Below are 20,918 nucleotides of genomic sequence, written 5' to 3'. Positions count from 1 at the left end.
CTACCGGTCAGCTCCCGATCCTCTGCAACGGCCGCGGCAGCGACCGCTTCCTGTGCACCGGGCCGAGCACCGCCGCACCGAAGGGTTTGGTGAGCAGTTGCCGCGCGACCGCGTTGACGTCCTCGAGGGTGACCTCGTCGATGCGCGCCAGCGTCTCGGCGATGCTGCGGTGCTTGCCGTAGTTCAGCTCGCTGCGCCCGATCCGGTTCATCCGCGACGCCGAATCCTCGAGACCGAGCACCAGCCCGCCCCGCAGCGACCCCTTCGCGATCCTGCACTCGTCGGCGGTGATTCCGTCACGGGCCACCTCGGTCAGCACGTCGGTGGTCACCCGCACGACCTCGTCGAACCGCTCCGGTAGGCACCCTGCGTAGATCGACAGCGCACCGCTCTCGGCGAAGGTGTCCACCGTGGAGTACACCGAGTAGGCCAGCCCGCGGGTCTCCCGGATCTGTTGGAACAGGCGCGAACTCAGGCCACCGCCGAGAGCGGTGTTGAGCACCGACAGCGCCCAGCGATGATCCCAGTTCCGTCCCGGGGTCCGCACCCCGAGCGACAAGTGGGTCTGCTCGGCGTCACGGTGCACCAGATGCAGCGACGGCTTGCCGTTCACCCGTCCCGCCCCCTTGCGGGGCGGCACCGGGGCCCGCCCGCGCACCAGCCGCGGACCGAAGTGCTCACGGACGAGCCGGACCACCTCGTCGTGCTCGACGTTTCCGGCGACGGCGACGACCATCCGATCCGGCGTGTAGCGGCGCAGGTGGAAGGAATGCAGCTGAGCCCGCGTCATCGCCGAGATCGACTCGACACTGCCGATCACCGGTCGGCCGACGGGGTGGTCACCGAACATCGCCGACAGGAAGACGTCGCCGAGCGTGTCCTCCGGGTCGTCGTCGCGCATGGCGATCTCTTCGAGCACCACGTCCCGCTCGATCTCGACGTCCTCGGCGAGGCATCGCCCACGCAGCACTACGTCGGCGACGAGATCGACGGCCAGCGCCAGATCCGAGTCCAGCACGTGTGCGTAGTAGCACGTGTGCTCCCGGGTGGTGAACGCGTTCAGCTCACCGCCGACCGCGTCCATCGCCTGGGCGATCTCGACCGCGGTGCGGGTCGGCGTCGCCTTGAACAACAAGTGTTCGAGGAAATGGGCCGCACCGGCCACGCTGCGGCCCTCGTCGCGGGATCCGACGTTCACCCACACCCCGACCGATGCCGAATGCACCGACGGGATGTGCTCGGTGACCACACGCAGGCCACCGGGCAACAGGGTGCGGCGGACCGCCTTCGACTCAGCTGCTCGGCGTCGCTGCATCAACCGGCGCGTCAGCGGGTGCGTCTGCGGCGTCTTCGGCAACCAGGACCAAGGAGATCTTGCCGCGGTTGTCGATGTCGGCGATCTCCACGCGGAGTTTGTCGCCGACCTTGGCGATGTCCTCGACCTTGGCGATCCGCTTGCCGCGGCCCAGCTTCGAGATGTGCACCAGCCCGTCGCGGCCCGGCAGCAGCGACACGAAGGCACCGAAGTCGGTGGTCTTGACGACGGTTCCGAGGAACCGCTCGCCGACCTTGGGCAGCTGCGGGTTGGCGATCGCGTTGATCTTGTCGATCGCGGCCTGCGCCGACTCGCCGTTGGACGCGCCGACGAACACGGTGCCGTCGTCCTCGATCGAGATCGACGCGCCGGTCTCCTCGGTGATCGAGTTGATCATCTTGCCCTTGGGGCCGATGACCTCGCCGATCTTGTCGACCGGAACCTTGATCGTGGTGATCCGCGGCGCGTACGGGCTCATCTCGTCGGGCCCGTCGATCGCTTCGGCCATCACCTCGAGGATGGTGATCCGAGCGTCCTTGGCCTGGGCCAGCGCGTTGGCCAGCACCTGAGACGGGATGCCGTCGAGCTTGGTGTCGAGCTGCAGCGCGGTGACGAAGTCCTTCGTGCCTGCGCACTTGAAGTCCATGTCGCCGAACGCGTCCTCGGCGCCGAGGATGTCGGTCAGCGTGACGAAGCGGCGCTCGGTCTTGCCATCGACCTCGACGTCGTCGGACACCAGGCCCATCGCGATACCGGCCACCGGGGCTTTCAGGGGCACACCGGCGTTCAGCAGCGACAGCGTCGAAGCACACACCGAACCCATCGAGGTCGAGCCGTTGGAGCTCAACGCCTCGGATACCTGGCGAATGGCGTAGGGGAACTCCTCGACGCTGGGCAGCACCGGCACCAAAGCCCGCTCGGCGAGTGCCCCGTGGCCGATCTCGCGGCGCTTGGGCGACCCGACGCGGCCGGTCTCACCGGTCGAGAACGGCGGGAAGTTGTAGTGGTGCATGTAGCGCTTGGACGTCTCCGGCCCCAGCGAGTCGATCTGCTGAGCCATCTTGACCATGTCGAGCGTGGTGACACCCAGGATCTGGGTCTCGCCGCGCTCGAACAGCGCGCTGCCGTGTGCCCGCGGGACGACCGCGACCTCGGCCGAGAGCGCGCGGATGTCGGTGACACCGCGGCCGTCGATACGGAAGTGATCGGTCAGGATGCGCTGGCGCACAAGCTTTTTGGTCAGCGCGCGGTAGGCGGCACCGATCTCCTTCTCTCGGCCGGCGTACTGCTCGGCGAGCCGCTCGAGCACCTCGGCCTTGATCTCGTCGAGGCGGTCATTGCGCTCGTTCTTGTTCGCGATGGTCAGCGCCTCCGACAGCGCCTCGGTGGCCACCGAAGCCACCGCGTAGTAGACGTCGTCGCCGTAGTCCGGGAACAGCGGATACTCGGCGGTCTCCTTGCCTGCGGCGCCCGCCAGCTCGGCCTGGGCGTCGCACAGCACCGCGATGAACGGCTTGGCGGCTTCCAGACCCTCGGCCACCACGGCCTCCGTCGGCGCACCGGCGCCACCGGCCACGAGATCGATGACGTTCTCGGTGGCCTCGGCCTCGACCATCATGATCGCGACGTCATCGTCCACCTTGCGGCCCGCGACGACCATGTCGAACACGGCATGCTCGAGCTGCTCGACGGTCGGGAAGGCAACCCACTGCCCACCCTCGGCGGTGCCGACAGTCGGATCATTGATGAGGGCGACGCGCACACCGCCGACCGGGCCGGAGAACGGCAGGCCGGAGATCTGGGTCGACGCCGAGGCGGCGTTGATGGCCAGCACGTCGTACAGATCCTTGGGATCCAGGCTCAGCACGGTGACGACGACCTGGATCTCGTTGCGCAGACCGCTGACGAACGACGGGCGCAGCGGCCGGTCGATCAGGCGGCAGGTCAGGATCGCGTCGGTGGAGGGACGGCCCTCACGGCGGAAGAACGAACCGGGGATGCGGCCGGCGGCGTACATGCGCTCTTCGACGTCGATCGTCAACGGGAAGAAGTCGAAATGCTCCTTGGGCGCCTTGCTGGCGGTGGTGGCGCTCAGCAGCATGGTCTCGTCGTCGAGGTAGGCGACGACGGCGCCGGCGGCCTGCTGGGCCAGCCGACCGGTCTCGAAACGAATGGTGCGGGTGCCGAAGCTCCCGTTGTCGATGGTGGCGGTGGATTCGAACACGCCTTCTTCGATTTCAACTACAGACATGGACGTCCGTATGACCTCTCTGATTCACATCAGCGGTTTCGCGTGAGCACGCGCGGTGTGTGCGGACAGCTCCGGAGACCCGGGATGCCGCGCCCGGATGCGTCGACGGCCGTCGATCGAAGCTGCCGGAGTGTTCCTCCGGCAGCCACTACCGAAGACCGCGCGATCGGGCGGTTCGTGTCATGTCACGCGGGAGCGGTGCACGCGGATCTGCGAGGACCGCACCCAGTGTTCGTGCCGTACGGCATCCGAACGCACCCATGCTACATCGCGGCATACCGGAAACCCCTAATCCACCGCACCTGGTCGAGCCGGAAACGCCCGTGGCCGTGACCGCGCGGGGCGGTCACGGCCACGGGGCTCGTTACGTGTGAGGATCCGGCGGTCAGACCGGACGCGTCAGCGGCGCAGGCCGAGACGCTCGATCAGCGACCGGTAGCGCTGCACGTCGACCTGGGCGACGTACTTGAGCAGTCGGCGGCGACGGCCGACGAGCAGCAGCAGACCGCGACGCGAGTGGTGGTCGTGCTTGTGCTGCTTGAGGTGCTCGGTGAGGTCAACGATGCGCTTGGTGAGCAGCGCGACCTGTGCCTCCGGAGAACCGGTGTCGGTGTCGTGCAGGCCGTACTGGCCCAGGATTTCCTTCTTCTGTTCGGCAGTGAGCGCCACGAAACAACTCCATCAATTCGGTCCGCGAACATTGGGGCCCGGTTCAGACACCAGCCCCGAAAAGCGCGGCCACCGCGAACTGCAGCACGCGCCGGGTCGGCGAGGAGTCTAGCAGCGGCCACAGCCGGCCGACGAATCGGCGAACGGGCCGGCTAGCGGGCCGACAAGATGGTGCGGGCACGTTCGGTGTCGGTATCCATCGCACTCACCAGATCGGCCACCGAGTCGAATTTCTCCTGCCCCCGCAGACGGGCGACGAAGTCGACGGCGACGTGCTGACCGTACAGGTCAGCGGTGGTGTCCAGCACGAACGCCTCCACGGTGCGGGTGCGCCCGGAGAAGGTCGGGTTGGTGCCGACCGACACCGCGGCCTGGTAGCGCTCGCCGGGAGTCACGGTGCCGACGACCGGACCGTGCCCGAGCACGGTGAACCACGCCGCGTAGACGCCGTCGGCCGGGATCGCCGAGTACATCGGCGGTGCGACGTTGGCGGTCGGGAAGCCGAGCACCCGGCCGCGTCCGTCGCCCCGCACCACCACACCCTCGACGCGGTGCGGCCGGCCGAGCGCCTCCGCCGCGGCGACCATGTCGCCGGCGTCGACGCAGGAGCGGATATAGGTCGACGAGAACGTGACGGTCTCGTCGCGGTGATGCTCGGCGACCAGCGAGAGCGAGTCCACCGCAAAGCCGAACCGCTCCCCCGCCTTGCGGAGCAGGTCGACGTTGCCCGCCGCCTTCTTGCCGAAGGTGAAGTTGTCTCCCACGACCACCTCGACCACGTGCAGCCGTTCCACCAGCAGCTCGTGGATGTAGCGCTCCGGGGTCAGCTTCATGAAGTCGGCGGTGAACGGCATCACCAGGAAAACGTCGATACCGAGTTCCTCGACCAGCTCGGCGCGCCGGGTCAGCGTGGTGAGCTGGGCCGGGTGACTGCCCGGGAACACGACCTCCATCGGGTGCGGGTCGAAGGTCATCAGCACGACCGGTACGCCGCGCGAGCGTCCGGCCTTGACCGCACGGCTGATCAGCTCCTGGTGTCCGCGATGGACACCGTCGAAGACCCCGATGGTGACGACACATCGGCCCCAGTCTGTGGGGATTTCGTCCTGCCCCCGCCAGCGCTGCACGCCGCTAGCCTACGACCCTTGCGCAACTCCGGCCTAAACACCGGCCGAGCGACACCCCCGGATCGAGTTTCGATTGCCTAAACTTCATCCTCGTGAGTCCTGACGGCAATTCCGCCAACCCCGCCGATCTGTCGACGGTCGCCCAGGACTATCTGAAGGTCATCTGGACCGCGCAAGAGTGGTCGCACGAGAAAGTCAGCACCAAACTGCTGGCCGAGCGGATCGGGGTGTCGGCCAGCACCGCGTCGGAGTCCATCCGCAAGCTGGCCGATCAGGGTCTGGTCGACCACGAGAAGTACGGCGCCGTCACGCTCACCGATGCCGGCCGCCGCGCCGCGCTGGCCATGGTGCGCCGGCACCGGCTGATGGAGACGTTCCTGGTCAACGAGCTCGGCTACAGCTGGGACGAGGTGCACGACGAGGCCGAGGTGCTCGAGCACGCCGTCTCCGACCGGATGCTCGACCGGATCGACGCCAAGCTCGGCTATCCGACGCGGGACCCGCACGGCGACCCGATCCCTGCAGCCGACGGCAAGGTGCCGACCCCACCGGCGCGTCAGCTCTCGGACTGTCAGAACGGCGAGGCCGGCACCGTCGCCCGCATCTCCGACGCCGACCCCGAGATGCTGCGGTACTTCGACACCGTCGGGATCAGCCTGGATTCACGGTTGCGGGTGGTGGCCCGCCGCGACTTCGCCGGCATGATCTCGGTGGCCATAGAGAATCCGGCGAATTCCGACGTGACGGCCGATGAAACCACTGTCGATTTGGGAAGCCCGGCCGCACAGGCGATCTGGGTCATAGCGTAGGAGTGCCGATGGCCAAGCTCGAGATGTCCCGTTCGCTACCGATGCCGGCCGAGAAGGCCTGGGGACACGCATCGGACCTGTCGACGCTGGGCGACTGGATGAGCATGCATCAGGGGTGGCGTTCGGAGCTGCCCGACCAACTCGACGTCGGCGTGACCGTTGTCGGGGTGGCCGGCGCGAAGGGCATGCGCAACCGGGTGACGTGGACGGTGCGCAGGTTCGATCCCCCGTCGGCGCTGGAGATCAGCGGCGAGGGTGTGGGCGGCACGCGCTACAAGCTGGCGATGAAGGTCGCGTCCTCCGGCGACGGCTGCATGTTCACTGTGCGGATGGACCTCGGCGGCGCCCCGCTGTTCGGCCCGGTCGGCGCGGCCGCGGTGCGCGCCGTCAAGGGCGACATCGACAAGTCGATCAGGGAATTCCAGCGACTCTACTGCTGACCACTCAGCTGTTGACGAGCGTGGGCGATGTTGCGTCCGCACGCTGCCAGTTCCTCACCAGCGCGAAGAATCCTGCGGTGAAAGCCGTCGCGAGAGCGAATGTCGCAACCAAATCCAGGGCCGTGACCAATCCACGGTTGACGTAGAACACCGTGATGGCCGTGAAGCCGGGTAGGTAGAGCAGCGCGCCGGTGAGGGCACCCGGAAAGTACCGACCGGTCTTCAGGGTCTCGATGATGTGAAAGAACCCGTTGGTGAGCAGTATGCCGATGAAGAACCACACAGCGGGCAGGTAGACGATGCTCAAAACAAGCACAGCGATCGGATTGAACAATCCAGCAACAGCATCGGTGAGGAACGCACGCCGCGCGGTCAGCGGTCCGTGCGGATCGCCACTCCCCCACGCCACCGCGTTGAAGTACTTGAGGAAGCCGCCCGGCCATACGTACTCCTCGATCGTGTGCAGGGTGGCGATGGGCCAGATCAGCCAGAACACCCAGTCCGGGTCGGTGCGTCTCGCTGGATCCGCCAGGATGAAGACGCCGAGCGCGAGGGCGAGTACCGCACCAAATCCGTTGAGCCACTTAGTGGCCCGTGTGTATCGGAGATATTCGCCGACGGGGTAACGCGGGGCCGCATTGATCATTGTGTCTCCTTGAGCGCTCTGCCGTGCAGGTAGTTCCGTACGTGGGTTTCGAGGTCGACGGCCGGGGGCTCGGGCAGCAGGCGCGACACGATCCCGAGATACACCAGGGGGCCGACAAGAGATGCGTAGGCCTGCAGCGGCGGCTCCGCTATCAACGCTCCCTCGAGCTGATAGCGGGCCAAGATCTCGGCAACCCTACCGACTTCAGCTATGGAATGCTCTGCTGCAGAACGTAGTTCGTCGTTGATGGCGAGTTCGGACAGAATTGCCGGTATCACATTCTTGCGGCGGCCGGTCGCGTCCCAGATGGCGTCGACCATGCGCAGCAGATCGGCATGCAAGTCGCCGGTGTAGTCAACGACAACGCTTGCGATGGCGGAGGCCTCTCGCTCAAACGCCGCGGCGACTAGTCCGGCCTTCGAACCGAACCGACGAAAGATCGTCACCTCGTTCACACCGGCGATCTCGGCGACGCGACGAGTGGTCATCGCGCCGAAGCCGACCTGTTCGGCGCAGGCGACGGCGGCGTCGATGACAGCAAGCTGCGTCGCGTCCCACTTCGGGGCATTGACCATCTTGAGCCTTTCATGCAAGCAAGTGCTTGCACGCAATGTGGGACCTGTTTCGGTCTTCGTCAATCACTGACGGTCAATCGCCCTAACGCCCACCAACGGCGCGCTTGTTCAGAGAGCGGTGCGACGTGAGATACGCGTCCTCGAGTTCGCGTTCGAGTTCGGCGAAGGCAAACGGCTTGGTGAGATGATCGCGTCGGCGCCCACCTGCAATCCGGGCACAAGCTCGGCCACAGCGGTGGCGGCGGTGAGCATCAGTATCCGAGCTTCGGATCCTGCTGCCACCATGCGCCGACACGGTTCGTAGACCCGCAGCAATCGTGTCGGCCAGCACCACCTCATCCTCGACCGCCAACACTCGCATCTGCACATACTGCCCAGATCGGGCGTTTAGGTAGGCGTTGGCGAATCGGCGACCCGAAGCCGACTGGCGCAACGCAAGTCTCGCTAGAAATTCACTGGGACCCGGCCACCGACGGCAATCAATGATCGAGCGGGCGAATGAAACCTCAGTCGCCGCTGAGTTGGTCGACGAGCGCGATCAACTCGGAGGCCTCCCACGACCGGGCTTCGTGCCTATCCCAGATCTCGTAGGCACGGTCGAGCGCCTCGCGGGCAGGTACACCCCGCACGGTCTGTAGCGCGGTCATCGCCAACAACAGAGCGCTGGTCTCGGGCGAGTAGAGGATGTCATGTCTCACCGGTGCGCCTTTCACTTTGTGAGCCCCGCCGAATGTACGCATTCCGACGAGAAGTGCGGAGGCCTCAATCGTGCCTTCGACGCCGACTCAGAGCGTGGCAGGCCGGATCACCACCACGGACTTCGTCCGCGAGCCCGCGTCCTCCAAGAGCGCCATCACGCGCCCGTCCGGCGCCGTGGCGGCGTACACGCCCTCGATTCCGGCGGGCGGCAGGGGTCGCCCGTGGCTTGCGTCCACCGCCTCCGCGTCGGTGAGCTCGCGCCGCGGAAACGCCTGCAGGCACGCCTCGTCCAGCGAGTAACTGAGTTCCGGGCGCTCACCCAGCTGCTCCAGGGTGCGCGCCTGATCCAATCCGATTCCGCCCACCCGGGTTCGGCGCAGCGCGGTCAGGTGCCCGCCGACACCCAGCGCGGCGCCGAGGTCACGGGCCAGCGCCCGGATATAGGTCCCACTCGAACAGTCCACGGCCACATCGACATCGATGACGCCGTCGACTCCTTCGATCTCTCGCCGAACGGCCAGCACGTCGAATCGGTCGATGCGCACCGGGCGGGCCGCCAACTTCACGGCCTGCCCTTCGCGGACCATCTGGTAGGCGCGCTTGCCGGCCACCTTGATCGCGCTGACCGACGACGGCACCTGCTCGATCGGTCCGCGCAGCGGCCCCACCGCGGCCTCGATAGCCGAGTCGGTGATGTGGGCCGCCGAAATCGATTGCAGCATTTCGCCTTCAGCATCCTCGGTGGAGGTCGTCTGCCCCAGCCTGATCGTCGCCTCATACGACTTATCCGTCGCCGTCAGCAGACCGAGGATCTTGGTGGCGCGTTCGATCCCGACGATCAGCACTCCCGTCGCCATCGGGTCCAACGTGCCCGCATGTCCGACCTTGCGGGTGCCGAACAGACGGCGGCAGCGGCCGACGACGTCATGGCTCGTCATACCGCAAGGTTTGTCGACGACCACCAGCCCGGCTGCTGTCACAGGACGATCGCGGTCAGTGCGATCCCGTCGCGGATCGACCACCGCCCCGCCAGAGACGTCAGCGGCGGACCGGTCTCCGCTTGCGGGTCGATCAGGATCTCCGAGGTGAACGTTCCCGCCTCTCCGCAGGAGTCGACCTCGAACGTGATGTGCGCGTCCTCGAAACCCAGCCATCGGTGCGTCAGCGGGAACCACGCCTTGTATGTCGCCTCCTTGGCGCAGAACAGCACCCGGTCCCAGTGCACCCCGCCGGGCATCGCGGAGAGCTCGTGACGTTCGGCGGGCAGGCTGATCGCGTCGAGCACACCGTCGGGCAGCACGTCATGGGGTTCGGCGTCGATCCCCACCGACCGCACCTCGGCCCGCCGCCCCACGGCCGCGCCGCGGAAACCCTCGCAGTGGGTCAGGCTACCGACGATGCCGTCGGGCCAGCACGGTTCGCCCTTCTGGCCCTTGAGAATCGGTACGGGTTCCATCCCGAGGTCGACGAGAGCCTGGCGCGCGCAGTAGCGCACGGTGATGAACTCGTTGCGCCGCTTGGCCACCGACTTCGCGATCAGCGGCTCCTCTTCCGGCAGCGGAGCCAATTCCCGCGGATCCGAGTACATCTCGGCCGCAGCCAGCGCGTCCGTCTCGCCTGGGAGCACCCCGGCGAGCAGTTTGGCCGCGATCACGCCCGATCCCTGATCCGCTGCTGCATCTTGGCGGCGTTGTCGCGCATCTCCTGGGTGATCTGAAAGTGCCCACCGAACTCGTTGAGATAACCCGGCGCGTATTTCGGGTCCGGGAGAATCTGACGCAGCCAACGGTAGGGCCGCCGCCGACGCCACTCCCGCGGATAGCCGACCGAGACCTCTTCGAACCGCACGCCGTCGTACCAGGTGGTGCGTGGGATGTGCAGGTGCCCGTACACCGAGCAGACCGCGTTGTAGCGGGTGTGCCAGTCCGCGGTCGCGGTGGTGCCGCACCACAGCGAAAACTCGGGGTAGAACATCGCGTCGCAGGGTTCGCGCACCATCGGGAAATGGTTGACCTGGATCGTGGGCATCATCCAGTCCAGGTCCTCCAGGCGTTTGCGGGTGTAGTTCACCCGGTCGCGGCACCATGCGTCACGCGTCGAGTACGGCTCCGCGGACAGCAGATACTCATCGGTGCCGACGATATTGCGTTCCTTGGCGATCGCCAGCCCCTCGGCCTTGGTCCCGGCGCCCTGGGGCAGGAACGAATAGTCGTAGAGCAGGAACATCGGCACGATGGTGGCCGGCCCGCCCTCCTCGGTCCACACCGGGAACGGGTGCTCCGGGGTGACGATGCCCATCTCGTCGCACATGTTGACCAGGTAGTCGTAGCGGGCCTTGCCGAAGATCTGCATCGGGTCACGGTTGGTGGTCCACAACTCGTGGTTGCCGGGCACCCAGATCACCTTGGCGAAACGTTTTCTGAGCAGGTCCAGTGCCCACCGGATCTCGTCGGTGCGCTCGGCGACGTCACCGGCCACGATCAGCCAGTCGTCGGGAGAAGCCGGGTGCAGCGACTCGGTGACCGGCTTGTTGCCGGTGTGCCCGGTATGGAGGTCACTGACCGCCCACAGGGTCGGGCGCCGTTCGTCAGTGGTCACGACACCCAAGCCTACTGGTGGACCACAGGAGCCGGCCCGGCGGCAACTAGAACATGTTCTAGGTTCCCGCCCGGCGGCCCGGAGCCGACCGTTACACTCCCGGGCAGACCGGCGATGAACCAGGCGGCAGCCCGCGACGCGGCGGCCACGAGACCCAGGGGGTGTGATGGTCGCCAAGCTGCGACTGTTCTCGGCGCTGTGCGCGCTGGTCGCAGCGGTGGTCGTGGTGGTGCAGACCAGCCCGGCCGTTGTCACCGGCCCGGACGACGTGGACCTCCGCTCGACGTTCGTGCCGCTGCCTAACGCGACCACCACGATCAAGTCGCCGGTGCTTGACCTCACCGACCCCGATCCGTTCGACCCATGCCGGGACATCCCGCTCGACGTCGTCCAGCGCATCGGGCTGGCGTTCACCCCGCCGGCGCACGAGGACAGCCTGCGCTGCAAGTACGACGCCGGGAACTACCAGATGGCCGTCGAGGCGGTCGTGTGGCGCACCTATGAAGAAACGCTGCCGCCTGACGCGGTCGAACTCGACATCAACGGGCACCGCGCCGCCCAGTTCTGGATCATGAAACCGACCGACTGGAACAACCGCTGGTGGATCACCTGCATGGTGGCGTTCAAGACCAGCTACGGGGTGATCCAGCAGTCCCTGTTCTATTCGCCCATCTACTCCGAGCCGGATCCGGACTGCATGCAGACCAACCTGCAGCGCGCACACGAGCTGAGCCCCTTCTACATCTACTGATGAGATTGCTGAACCTACCGATATCCGCTGATGTCGCTCGGACATCTGGCGGCGGTGAACTGGCCAGTAGGGTTCGCTAGGTGAGCTCTGGAATCGTCCGCCGGACCCGGCACGCCGTCAGCCGCACCCTGGGGCTTCCGCCGCCGGTCTGCGATTTCACGGTGCACCGGGCGGTGCGGGTACCGATGCGCGACGGGGTCGAACTGGTCGCCGACCACTACGCGCCCCACACCGGCGTGCCCGCGGGCACACTGCTGGTGCGCGGCCCCTACGGGCGCGGTTACCCGTTCGCGGCGCTGTTCGGGTCGTTCTACGCCGCGCGCGGCTACCACGTCGTCTTCCAGAGTGTGCGCGGTACCTACGGCTCGGGCGGACAGTTCGACCCGTTCGTCAACGAGGTCCACGACGGCGCGGACACCGCCGCCTGGCTGCGCGACCAGCCATGGTTCACCGGCACGTTCGCCACGGTCGGGTTGTCCTACCTGGGCTTCACCCAGTGGGCGCTGCTCTCGGACCCGCCGCCGGAGCTCAGGGCCGCGGTGATCACCGTCGGCCCCACCGACGTCAGCGGGCCCCGCTGGGGCACCGGGTCGTTCGGGCTGAACGACTTCCTGGGCTGGAGCGATCTGGTGGGACGGCAGGAGGATCCGAACCGGCTGCGCACCCTGGTGCGTCAGGCCCGCGCACAGCGCCGCGTCACGGAGGCGTCGCTGGGGCTGCCGCTCGGTGCAGCCAGTCGCGCGCTGCTCGGTGACGGCGCACCGTGGTTCGAGTCCTGGCTGGACCACCCCGAGATCGACGACCCGTTCTGGAGCCGCCTCCGACTCCGCCGTGCGCCCGAACGCGCAGAGGTGCCGGTGTTGTTGCTGACCGGCTGGCAGGATCTGTTCGTCGAGCAGACTCTCGAGCACTACAGCCTGCTTGCCGGCCGCGGCGTTCCCGCCGGGCTCACGGTCGGGCCGTGGACGCACGGACACATGATGACCAAGGCCGCGCCGATCGTGCTCCGGGAAACCCTCGACTGGCTCGCCACCCATCTGGGCGGGGCGCCGCCGCAGCGCCGCTCGCCGGTCCGCATCCACCTGAGTGGCCGCGGCTGGCTCGACCTGCCGGACTGGGAACCCGCGATGCCGGCGCTGGTGCTGCATCCGCAGCCGGGCGGCGCACTGGCGGCGACGGCGCCTCATGACGGGGCATCGGCCACCTTCGTGTACAACCCGGCAGATCCGACCCCGACGGTCGGCGGGCGTCTGCTCTCCCCCGTCGGCGGCTACCGCGACGACACCGCACTGGCCCGTCGCGCCGACGTCGTCACGTTCACCGGCCCGCCGCTGGCCGCCGACCTGCACCTCGTCGGCGCGCCCGTGCTGGAGGTGGCACACTCGTGCGCCAACCCGCACAACGACCTGTTCGCGCGGATCAGTCAGGTCGACGCGCAAGGACGCTCCCGCAACGTCAGTGACGGCTACGTGGCGTCGGCACCGGACTCCGGCACCGTGCGAATCGAGCTCGACCCGACCGCCTGGACGTTCCCGGCCGGATCACGGATCCGGCTGCTGATCGCCGGCGGCTCCCACCCTCGCTTCCTGCGCAACCTGGGCACCGGCGAACACGCCGCCACCGCAACCGCATGTGCGACCGCCCGGCACACCGTGCACCTGGGAGCGGACACCCATCTGAGGCTGCCGGCCGGCCCACACCCGCCGTCAGCCGACTGAGCTCCGCACGAGCCCGGCGACGCGGTCCAGCTCGGAGTCGGTGTGCACCGGCGGGCCCCAGACCGGGTTAACGGGCAGCTGGACCCAGCTGGAACAACCGCGGTAGTCCGGGGTGCGCACCAGGCGGACCGGCTCGGCCAGCGGCACCGCCGAGACGACCAGTGCGGTCAGCCGATGCCGGGGGCGGAAGTCGAGCCGGTCGGACCGCACCGACTCTTCCGTCCAGATATGAAATGGCGCAACGGCTTTCAGCCCTTCTGGCCGCTCCACAGCGATAGCGGCAACCACGGTCGCACCCGCGCGCACCACGATGGCGTCCTCGGTGCTGTCGGCGGCTGCCGGCTCGAGCAGATCGCGGTGTTCAGGACGGACCCGCTCGGCGTGGCTGTGCGCGACGGTCGGGAACAACAGGAACCGCGACGCGGCCACTTCGGGAGCCACCTCGAAGCGCTTCTCGTGGATTCCCCCCTTGCGCAACAGCACGGTCTGCCTGCCGTCGAGCAGCGCGTGGATCGCCGCACTCCACTCCTTGAGGGCGGGCCGGGCCAGGGTGGCTGTCATGCCAGGTTCAGCCGTGCCCGCACTTCGGGGCGGCGCAGCGGCGGAACGGTCTTCGGGGGTTGCCGACGTGGCTGCAGGCCGGCCAGCAGTCTTCGGGTGGATTCGGTGACCTCGGCGACCGCGGCTTCGAACGCGTCAACGTTGGCCCCCGACGGCCGGGTGATGCCGCTGATCTTCCGGACGTACTGCCGGGCCGCGGCCTCGATCTCGTCAGCCGTCGCGGCCGGTTCGAGGCCGCGTAGCTCGGTGATGTTTCGGCACATGGAATCCACGATAGGGCGCGCAGGCGGGGGCCGATACGGTGTGGCGATGAGCACCGCAGAGGACGTCTTGCTGATCGACACCCAGGACCGCATCCAGATCCTGACGCTGAACCGGCCCGGGTCCCGCAACGCGCTGTCGGCCGCGTTGCGCGGCCGCCTGTTCGAGGCGCTACGTGAAGCGGAGGCCGACGATGACGTCGATGTGGTGATCCTTACGGGTGCCGATCCGGTCTTCTGCGCCGGTCTGGACCTCAAAGAGCTCGGCGACACCACCGAACTGCCCGACATCTCACCGAAGTGGCCGCCGATGACCAAGCCGGTGATCGGGGCGATCAACGGCGCCGCGGTGACCGGCGGCCTGGAGATCGCGTTGTACTGCGACATCCTGATCGCCTCCGAGCAGGCCCGCTTCGCCGACACCCACGCCCGGGTCGGCCTGCTGCCCACCTGGGGCCTGTCGGTGCGGCTGCCGCAGAAGGTCGGCGTCGGAATGGCCAGGCGTATGAGCATGACCGGCGACTACCTGTCGGCCGAGGACGCGCTGCGGTGCGGGCTGGTCACGCAGGTGGTGCCGCACGGCGAGCTGCTCGGCACAGCTCGCCAGATCGCGACGTCGATCGTCGGCAACAACCAGAAGGCGGTGCGCGCGCTGATGGCGTCCTACCACCAGATCGACGAGGCGCAGAACAGTGCGGCGCTGTGGCAGGAGGCGGCAGCGGCCCGCGAATGGATGAAAAGCACCAGCGGCGACGACATCGCGGCGAGCCGCAGCGGTGTGATGGACCGCGGCCGGACGCAGGTCCGGCAATAGGGCGAAGCCGGACGCAGGTCCGGCAATAGGGCGAAGCCGGACGCAGGTCCGGCACCTACCTGGTACCGCGAACGTGCGTGTCTGTGCCCTCCGCCCCGGCGTGTCGCTCGCAGATCCGCACGCTCGGCGGCTTGACAGCGCCCCCGCCGGGTGCGCCAGAGTCGAGCCATGAGCGCAGTCGAACGCCCGGTCAACCACCATGGTGATCACCCGGGATTCTGCGGACTGACCGGTGATCTGTTCGCGGTGCTCTTCCTGCTCGCCGGCCGCCGCACCGCGGTGCTGGCGGCCGACCTGACCGACATCAAGGCGGGCGACCACGTCGTCGACATCGGGTGCGGGCCAGGCAACGGCGCCCGTACCGCGGCGGCGCGGGGTGCGCGGGTCACCGGTGTCGACCCGTCCGACTCGATGTTGCGGGTGGCGCGCGCAGTCACCCGGGGGCGTCCGGCGATCACCTGGGCCCAGGGCACAGCCGAGGTGCTGCCGGTGCCGGACGCGTCAGCGACGGTCGTGTGGGCTCTGGCCACGGTGCACCACTGGCGCGACGTCAGCCTGGCCCTGGCCGAGATTCATCGCGTGCTCGTGCCCGGTGGGCGGTTACTCGCCGTCGAGCGGCAGGTGGAGCCCGACGCCACCGGTTTCGCCAGCCATGGATGGACCGAACAGCAAGCGAGAACCTTTGCAACACTGTGCGACACCGCCGGACTGGGAGACGCCACAGTCGATGTTGCCCGCGCCGGCCGGCGCGAGGTGTGGACGGTCGCCGCGACACGGCGCCCGGCTGTATGAGGACGGTCTTGAAGGTGACCGTCAGCGGGTGCCGGGCACCAGCCAGCGGCCCGACAGCGCCCGCCAGCCGACGAACATCAGCCGCAGCACCATGAAGGTGCTCAGCCCGGCCCAGATCCCCAGCAGCCCCCACCCGAAGGCCAGCGACAGCCAGGTCAGCGGCAGGAAGCCGACCAGCGCGCTGATCAGTGTCGCGTTGCGCATGAACGTGGCATCGCCCGCCCCGAGCAGCACCCCGTCGAGCGCGAAAACGATTCCGGCGACCGGTAGCTGGGCCACCAGGAACCACCACGGCACGCCGATCTGGTCGAGCACCGAACGGTCGTCGGTGAACACCGTCGGGAACACCTGCGAACCCAGCGCGAACACGGCCGCCAGCACCACCCCGGCCACCGTTGAGAACAGCGTCACCCGCCACGCCACCGTCTTGGCGTGGTTCAGCTGACCCGCACCGAGCGCGGCGCCGACCAGCGACTGCGCGGCGATGGCCAACGAATCGAGGACGAGCGCAAGGAAGTTCCACAGCTGCAGCACCACCTGGTGCGCGGCGACGGCGGCGGCCCCGAACCGGGCGGCCACCGCTCCGGCGGAGATGAAGCAGGCCTGGAACGCCATGGTCCGCAGCACCAGGTCGCGACCCATCACCACCTGCGCGCGCAGCACTTGCGGCCGCAGCCGCAGCGGCACCTTCTCGACGACCAACGCGCGGGAGAACAATGCCGCCGCCAGGTACTGCCCCACCACGTTGGCCACCGCGGAGCCGGCCAGACCCAGGTCGGGGGCGCCCAGCCAGCCGTACACCAGCAGTGGGCACAGCACCGCCGAAACCGCGAAGCCGAAGATCACGTAGCGCAGCGGGCGCACGGTGTCCTGCACGCCGCGCATCCACCCGTTGCCTGCCGCCGCGATCAGGATCGCGGGCACCGCCAGACTGGCGATCCGCACCCAGGGCAGCGCCGCTTCGGCGATCTCGCCGCCGGCGGCCAGCGCCGACACCAGCGGCACCGCCGCCAGTTGGACGGTGATGACGATCGTGGTGCCGATACCCAGCGCCAACCAGGTGGCCTGCACGCCTTCCTCGACGGCCGCCCGCCGATCGCCGGCGCCGTAGAAGCGTGCCGCGCGTGCAGTGGTGCCGTAGGACAGGAAGGTCAGCTGTGAACTGAGCACGCCCATGATCAGCGCGCCGATCGCGAGTCCGGCCAGGCTCAGGGCGCCCAGCCGACCGATGACCGCCAGATCGAAGAGCAGATAGATCGGTTCGGCGGCGAGCACGCCGAGCGCGGGGAAGGCGAGCGCGGCGATCCGCCGGTTGGTCGCCGGGACCGGCTCAACCAAGGGCGGTACGCAGCGCCTCGACGAGGTCGTCGGCAGTTCCCGACGCGGAATAGCCGGCCGCCAACCGATGCCCGCCGCCGCCGAAAGTGCTTGCCACCGTGGACACATCCAGCGACTTCGACCGCATCGACACCGACCAGCGGCGGGGACCGATCTCCTTGAACACCGCCGCCACTTCGGCCTGCTGCGTGGTGCGCACGATGTCGACGATGCTCTCGATCTCCTCCGAGCGCGCCGCCGACCATTCCTCGTGGTCGACGACGGCGTAGACGAAACCGCGTCCGCCTGCCGCGTCGGTGTCCAGGCGCGCCGAACCCAGCACCCGCGACAGCATGGGCAGCCACGCGAACGGGTGGGTGTCGAGCAGAGTGCGGCTCACCGCGGCGTTGTCTACGCCGATCTCGACCAGTCGCGCCGCCAACCGGTGGGCGCGGGCACTGGCCCAGCGGAACGACCCGGTGTCGGTGGTCAGCCCGGCGTAGAGGCAGTGCGCCACCGCGAGATCGATCGGTTTGTCCCAGGCGTCGAGCAGGTCGGCGACCAGCATCGTCGTCGAATCCGCGGCGGGGTCGACGAAGTTGGCGGTGCCGAACAGCTGGTTCGACGCGTGATGGTCGATGACCAGGACGTCGCGGTCGGACTCGACGAGCTCGCGCAGCGCGCCCAGCCGGTTGATGCTGGGGATGTCGACGGTGACCACCAGGTCGGCATCCCGGCGCAGGTCCTGCGGCGCCACCAGCAGGTGCCCACCCGGCAGCGTGTGCAACGACTCGGGAAGCTCGTCAGGCTCGGCGAAGCTCACCTGGACGCTCTTGTCCGCCTGCGCGAGGACCAGCGCCAGCGCCAGTCCGGCGCCGATGGTGTCGGCGTCGGGAAAGACGTGACACACCACGCAGACACTGTCGGCCGCCGTCAGCAATTCGGCGGCTGCGGAGGCGTCGACGTGCGCGCCCAATCGGGCGGCGGCCGCACTGCTGACGGTGGCCGAGCCGCCGAATCGGGCGGTGGTCGGGACGTCAGTCGTCGCGTCTGTCATCGAGCGCGTCAAAGTCACCCGTGTCCTCAGCGTCCCCGGTTGCTTCGTCCTCCGCCCCCATTACACGGTACGGGTCGGTTTCCCCGGCGTGCTTGGCACCCTGCCGAACTCTCGCCAAATCCTCATCTGCGGCCCGCGCCCGGGCCAGCAGCTCCTCCATGCGGTGGGCCGCGTCGGGCACCGTGTCGCGGACGAACGACAAGGTCGGCGTGAACCGGACCCCCAACGAGGCGCCGACCCTGGTACGCAGCACACCTTTGGCCTTCTCCAGCCCGGCGGCAGCACCCTCGTAGTCGGGTTCCTCGTCAAGGGACCGGCCCAGCACCGTGTAGTACAGGGTCGCGTCGTGCAGGTCATTGGTGACCTTCGCGTCCGTGATCGTCACCCCGGTAAGCCGGGGATCTTTGATCTCGTACTCGATGGCTGAGGCGACGACCGTGGAGATCCGCTTGGCGAGCCGTTTCGCCCGTGCGGGATCAGGCACGACGCTCCTCGCGCGAGCGCTCGGTCACTACGCCCTCGCCTTCTCGACCAGCTCGTACGTCTCGATGACGTCGCCTTCCTTGATGTCGGAGTACGTCAAGGTCAGACCGCATTCGTAACCGTCGCGGACCTCGGTGACGTCCTCCTTCTCGCGGCGCAGCGACGACACGGTGAGGTTCTCGGCGACCACGACGTTGTCGCGCAGCAGGCGCGCCTTGGCGTTGCGCCGCATGATGCCCGACTGGACGAGGCAGCCGGCGATGTTGCCGACCTTCGACGACCGGAAGATCGCCCGGATCTCGGCGCGGCCGAGCTCGCGCTCCTCGTAGATCGGCTTGAGCATGCCCTTGAGCGCGCTCTCGATCTCGTCGATGGCCTGGTAGATCACCGAGTAGTACCGGATCTCCACGCCCTCGCGGTTGGCCAGCTCGGTCGCCTTGCCCTCGGCACGGACGTTGAAGCCGATGATGATCGCGTCCGACGCCGACGCCAGGTTGACGTTGGTCTCGGTGACACCGCCGACGCCGCGGTCGATGACGCGCAGTTCCACCTCGTCGTCGACCTGGATGCCCAGCAGGGCCTCCTCGAGCGCCTCGACCGTACCGGCGTTGTCGCCCTTGAGGATCAGGTTCAGCTGGCTGGTTTCCTTCAGCGCCGAATCCAAGTCCTCCAGGCTGATCCGCTTGCGGGTGCGGGCGGCCAGCGCGTTGCGCTTGCGCGCGCTGCGCCGGTCGGCGATCTGCCGTGCGATGCGGTCCTCGTCGACGACCAGGAAGTTGTCACCGGCGCCGGGCACTGATGTGAACCCGATGACCTGCACCGGCCGTGACGGCAGCGCCTCGGTGACGTCCTCGCCGTGTTCGTCGACCATGCGGCGGACGCGGCCGTAAGCGTCGCCCGCGACCACCGAGTCGCCGACCCGCAGCGTGCCGCGCTGGATGAGCACGGTCGCCACCGGGCCGCGGCCCCGGTCCAGATGCGCCTCGATCGCGACGCCCTGGGCCTCCATGTCGGGGTTGGCCCGCAGGTCCAGCGACGCGTCGGCGGTCAGGATGACGGCTTCCAGCAGCGCCTCGATGTTGGTGCCCGCCTTGGCGGAGATGTCGACGAACATCGTGTCGCCGCCGTACTCCTCGGGCACCAGCCCGTACTCGGTGAGCTGACCACGGATCTTGGAAGGGTCGGCGCCCTCCTTGTCGATCTTGTTGACCGCGACCACGATCGGCACATCGGCGGCTTGGGCGTGGTTGACCGCCTCCACCGTCTGCGGCATCACGCCGTCGTCGGCTGCGACCACCAGGATCGCGATGTCGGTGGCCTTCGCGCCGCGGGCACGCATGGCGGTGAACGCCTCGTGGCCCGGGGTGTCGATGAACGTGATGGGCCGCTCGTTGCCGTCCAGATCGACGGTGACCTGGTAGGCGCCGATGTGCTGGGTGATGCCGCCGGCCTCGCCCTCGCGGACGGTGGCGTTGCGGATCGTGTCCAGCAGGCGGGTCTTGCCGTGGTCGACGTGACCCATGACGGTGACGACCGGCGGCCGGAACTCGAGGTCCTCCTCGCCGCCCTCGTCCTCGCCGTAGGACAGGTCGAAGGACTGCAGCAGCTCGCGGTCCTCGTCCTCCGGGGACACGACCTGCACGACGTAGTTCATCTCGCTGCCGAGCAGCTCGAGGGTCTCGTCGCCGACGGACTGTGTCGCGGTCACCATCTCACCGAGGTTGAACAGCGCCTGGACCAGCGAGGCCGGGTTGGCGTTGATCTTCTCGGCGAAATCGCTCAGCGACGCGCCGCGGGCCAGCCGGATCGTCTCGCCGTTGCCGTGCGGGAGCCGCACGCCGCCGACGACCGGGGCCTGCATGTTCTCGTATTCGGCCCTTTTCGCGCGCTTCGACTTGCGACCACGCTTCGGGGCGCCGCCGGGACGGCCGAAGGCGCCTGCGGCGCCGCCGCGCTGACCGGGACGGCCACCGCCGCCACCGGGACGACCGCGGAATCCACCGCCTGCAGCGGCACCGCCGCCACCGCCGGCACCG

General features: G+C 68.3%; 22 protein-coding genes. 6 read left to right on the top strand and 16 right to left on the bottom strand.

The window, feature by feature from the left end; genetic code table 11:
* Positions 1-7: 7 nt before the first annotated feature.
* The 4 genes from ACXMYJ_RS21090 to ACXMYJ_RS21075 form a co-directional block, all read right to left on the bottom strand.
* A complete protein-coding gene (locus tag ACXMYJ_RS21090; RefSeq protein WP_443186764.1) occupies positions 8-1,315 on the bottom strand; it encodes a M16 family metallopeptidase in 1,308 nt (435 codons plus the stop codon).
* The gene (locus ACXMYJ_RS21085) at positions 1,293-3,566 is read right to left on the bottom strand and encodes a polyribonucleotide nucleotidyltransferase (protein WP_443186763.1); all 2,274 of its coding nucleotides are present in this window, start codon (positions 3,564-3,566) and stop codon (positions 1,293-1,295) included. Before ACXMYJ_RS21085 ends, ACXMYJ_RS21090 begins: the two co-directional genes overlap by 23 nt.
* Before the next feature lie 399 nt (positions 3,567-3,965).
* The gene (rpsO, locus tag ACXMYJ_RS21080) at positions 3,966-4,235 is read right to left on the bottom strand and encodes a 30S ribosomal protein S15 (protein ID WP_260751597.1); all 270 of its coding nucleotides are present in this window, start codon (positions 4,233-4,235) and stop codon (positions 3,966-3,968) included.
* A 152-nt stretch (positions 4,236-4,387) separates the two neighbouring features.
* Complete coding sequence (locus ACXMYJ_RS21075) at positions 4,388-5,362, bottom strand: bifunctional riboflavin kinase/FAD synthetase (RefSeq protein WP_260751596.1); 975 nt, start codon at positions 5,360-5,362, stop codon at positions 4,388-4,390.
* A gap of 92 nt (positions 5,363-5,454) precedes the next feature.
* Between ACXMYJ_RS21075 and mntR the strand changes: the two genes are divergently transcribed.
* Positions 5,455-6,171 (top strand): manganese-binding transcriptional regulator MntR, encoded by a 717-nt coding sequence (gene mntR, locus ACXMYJ_RS21070; RefSeq protein WP_260751594.1) that lies wholly within the window; start codon positions 5,455-5,457, stop codon positions 6,169-6,171.
* Positions 6,172-6,179: 8 nt separating this feature from the next.
* A complete protein-coding gene (locus tag ACXMYJ_RS21065; protein ID WP_460358755.1) occupies positions 6,180-6,611 on the top strand; it encodes a type II toxin-antitoxin system Rv0910 family toxin in 432 nt (143 codons plus the stop codon).
* Between the two features lie 4 nt (positions 6,612-6,615).
* Here ACXMYJ_RS21065 and ACXMYJ_RS21060 read toward each other — a convergent pair whose 3' ends face one another.
* The 6 genes from ACXMYJ_RS21060 to ACXMYJ_RS21035 all read right to left on the bottom strand — a co-directional run bounded on the left by ACXMYJ_RS21060 (position 6,616) and on the right by ACXMYJ_RS21035 (position 11,129).
* Positions 6,616-7,257, bottom strand: a complete 642-nt coding sequence (locus ACXMYJ_RS21060; RefSeq protein ID WP_460358753.1) for an HXXEE domain-containing protein — start codon at positions 7,255-7,257, stop codon at positions 6,616-6,618.
* Complete coding sequence (locus ACXMYJ_RS21055) at positions 7,254-7,895, bottom strand: TetR/AcrR family transcriptional regulator (RefSeq protein WP_460358751.1); 642 nt, start codon at positions 7,893-7,895, stop codon at positions 7,254-7,256. Before ACXMYJ_RS21055 ends, ACXMYJ_RS21060 begins: the two co-directional genes overlap by 4 nt.
* Before the next feature lie 443 nt (positions 7,896-8,338).
* Positions 8,339-8,530, bottom strand: coding sequence for a hypothetical protein (locus ACXMYJ_RS21050; RefSeq protein WP_460358749.1), 192 nt, complete (start codon positions 8,528-8,530; stop codon positions 8,339-8,341).
* Between the two features lie 87 nt (positions 8,531-8,617).
* Positions 8,618-9,511, bottom strand: coding sequence for a tRNA pseudouridine(55) synthase TruB (truB, locus tag ACXMYJ_RS21045; RefSeq protein WP_460358747.1), 894 nt, complete (start codon positions 9,509-9,511; stop codon positions 8,618-8,620).
* A complete protein-coding gene (pptT, locus tag ACXMYJ_RS21040) occupies positions 9,508-10,185 on the bottom strand; it encodes a 4'-phosphopantetheinyl transferase PptT (RefSeq protein ID WP_460358746.1) in 678 nt (225 codons plus the stop codon). Before pptT ends, truB begins: the two co-directional genes overlap by 4 nt.
* Entirely contained in the window at positions 10,182-11,129 is a 948-nt protein-coding gene (locus ACXMYJ_RS21035; protein WP_260751592.1) for a metallophosphoesterase family protein, read from the bottom strand. The genes pptT and ACXMYJ_RS21035 overlap by 4 nt, the downstream gene beginning before the upstream one ends.
* Positions 11,130-11,295: 166 nt before the next feature.
* On the opposite strand from ACXMYJ_RS21035, the gene ACXMYJ_RS21030 reads away from it, so the two are divergent.
* Positions 11,296-11,880, top strand: coding sequence for a DUF3558 domain-containing protein (locus tag ACXMYJ_RS21030; RefSeq protein ID WP_260751591.1), 585 nt, complete (start codon positions 11,296-11,298; stop codon positions 11,878-11,880).
* Positions 11,881-11,960: 80 nt separating this feature from the next.
* Complete coding sequence (locus ACXMYJ_RS21025) at positions 11,961-13,598, top strand: CocE/NonD family hydrolase (RefSeq protein ID WP_460358743.1); 1,638 nt, start codon at positions 11,961-11,963, stop codon at positions 13,596-13,598.
* On the opposite strand, the gene ACXMYJ_RS21020 is transcribed toward ACXMYJ_RS21025, so the two are convergent.
* Positions 13,587-14,159: a DUF1802 family protein gene (locus tag ACXMYJ_RS21020; protein ID WP_443186761.1), complete on the bottom strand. Its 573-nt coding sequence runs from the start codon at positions 14,157-14,159 to the stop codon at positions 13,587-13,589. The genes ACXMYJ_RS21025 and ACXMYJ_RS21020 overlap by 12 nt on opposite strands.
* Positions 14,156-14,422, bottom strand: coding sequence for a DUF2277 domain-containing protein (locus ACXMYJ_RS21015; protein WP_443186760.1), 267 nt, complete (start codon positions 14,420-14,422; stop codon positions 14,156-14,158). The genes ACXMYJ_RS21020 and ACXMYJ_RS21015 overlap by 4 nt, the downstream gene beginning before the upstream one ends.
* A gap of 46 nt (positions 14,423-14,468) precedes the next feature.
* Between ACXMYJ_RS21015 and ACXMYJ_RS21010 the strand changes: the two genes are divergently transcribed.
* Positions 14,469-15,233: an enoyl-CoA hydratase gene (locus ACXMYJ_RS21010; protein ID WP_260751586.1), complete on the top strand. Its 765-nt coding sequence runs from the start codon at positions 14,469-14,471 to the stop codon at positions 15,231-15,233.
* A 168-nt stretch (positions 15,234-15,401) separates the two neighbouring features.
* Entirely contained in the window at positions 15,402-16,025 is a 624-nt protein-coding gene (locus tag ACXMYJ_RS21005) for a class I SAM-dependent methyltransferase (protein ID WP_443186759.1), read from the top strand.
* Positions 16,026-16,046: 21 nt separating this feature from the next.
* Here the strand turns inward: ACXMYJ_RS21005 and ACXMYJ_RS21000 are convergent, their stop codons facing one another.
* The 4 genes from ACXMYJ_RS21000 to infB all read right to left on the bottom strand — a co-directional run.
* On the bottom strand, positions 16,047-17,363 hold the full coding sequence (locus tag ACXMYJ_RS21000; RefSeq protein WP_443186758.1) for an MATE family efflux transporter: 1,317 nt from the start codon (positions 17,361-17,363) through the stop codon (positions 16,047-16,049).
* On the bottom strand, positions 17,356-18,399 hold the full coding sequence (locus tag ACXMYJ_RS20995) for a DHH family phosphoesterase (RefSeq protein WP_443186757.1): 1,044 nt from the start codon (positions 18,397-18,399) through the stop codon (positions 17,356-17,358). The genes ACXMYJ_RS21000 and ACXMYJ_RS20995 overlap by 8 nt, the downstream gene beginning before the upstream one ends.
* On the bottom strand, positions 18,380-18,883 hold the full coding sequence (gene rbfA / locus ACXMYJ_RS20990) for a 30S ribosome-binding factor RbfA (RefSeq protein ID WP_260751582.1): 504 nt from the start codon (positions 18,881-18,883) through the stop codon (positions 18,380-18,382). Before rbfA ends, ACXMYJ_RS20995 begins: the two co-directional genes overlap by 20 nt.
* Before the next feature lie 27 nt (positions 18,884-18,910).
* Positions 18,911-20,918: translation initiation factor IF-2 (gene infB / locus ACXMYJ_RS20985; RefSeq protein WP_460358738.1), on the bottom strand; the 2,008-nt coding region annotated here is incomplete at its 5' end.

It is taken from the genome of Mycobacterium sp. ZZG, assembly GCF_054786995.1.
Note: the sequence above shows the minus strand (reverse complement) of the source record. Positions and strands in the feature narration are given on the sequence as shown.

What these genes read in the sequence shown, in the direction of transcription:
- ACXMYJ_RS21065 (WP_460358755.1), top strand. Translation starts at nt 6,180, where the DNA reads ATGGCCAAGCTCGAGATGTCCCGTTCGCTACCGATGCCGGCCGAGAAG.
- ACXMYJ_RS21015 (WP_443186760.1), bottom strand. Translation starts at nt 14,422, where the DNA reads ATGTGCCGAAACATCACCGAGCTACGCGGCCTCGAACCGGCCGCGACG.
- ACXMYJ_RS21060 (WP_460358753.1), bottom strand. Translation starts at nt 7,257, where the DNA reads ATGATCAATGCGGCCCCGCGTTACCCCGTCGGCGAATATCTCCGATAC.
- ACXMYJ_RS21090 (WP_443186764.1), bottom strand. Translation starts at nt 1,315, where the DNA reads ATGCAGCGACGCCGAGCAGCTGAGTCGAAGGCGGTCCGCCGCACCCTG.
- ACXMYJ_RS21010 (WP_260751586.1), top strand. Translation starts at nt 14,469, where the DNA reads ATGAGCACCGCAGAGGACGTCTTGCTGATCGACACCCAGGACCGCATC.
- ACXMYJ_RS20995 (WP_443186757.1), bottom strand. Translation starts at nt 18,399, where the DNA reads ATGACAGACGCGACGACTGACGTCCCGACCACCGCCCGATTCGGCGGC.
- ACXMYJ_RS21030 (WP_260751591.1), top strand. Translation starts at nt 11,296, where the DNA reads ATGGTCGCCAAGCTGCGACTGTTCTCGGCGCTGTGCGCGCTGGTCGCA.
- ACXMYJ_RS21085 (WP_443186763.1), bottom strand. Translation starts at nt 3,566, where the DNA reads ATGTCTGTAGTTGAAATCGAAGAAGGCGTGTTCGAATCCACCGCCACC.
- ACXMYJ_RS21005 (WP_443186759.1), top strand. Translation starts at nt 15,402, where the DNA reads ATGAGCGCAGTCGAACGCCCGGTCAACCACCATGGTGATCACCCGGGA.
- ACXMYJ_RS21020 (WP_443186761.1), bottom strand. Translation starts at nt 14,159, where the DNA reads ATGACAGCCACCCTGGCCCGGCCCGCCCTCAAGGAGTGGAGTGCGGCG.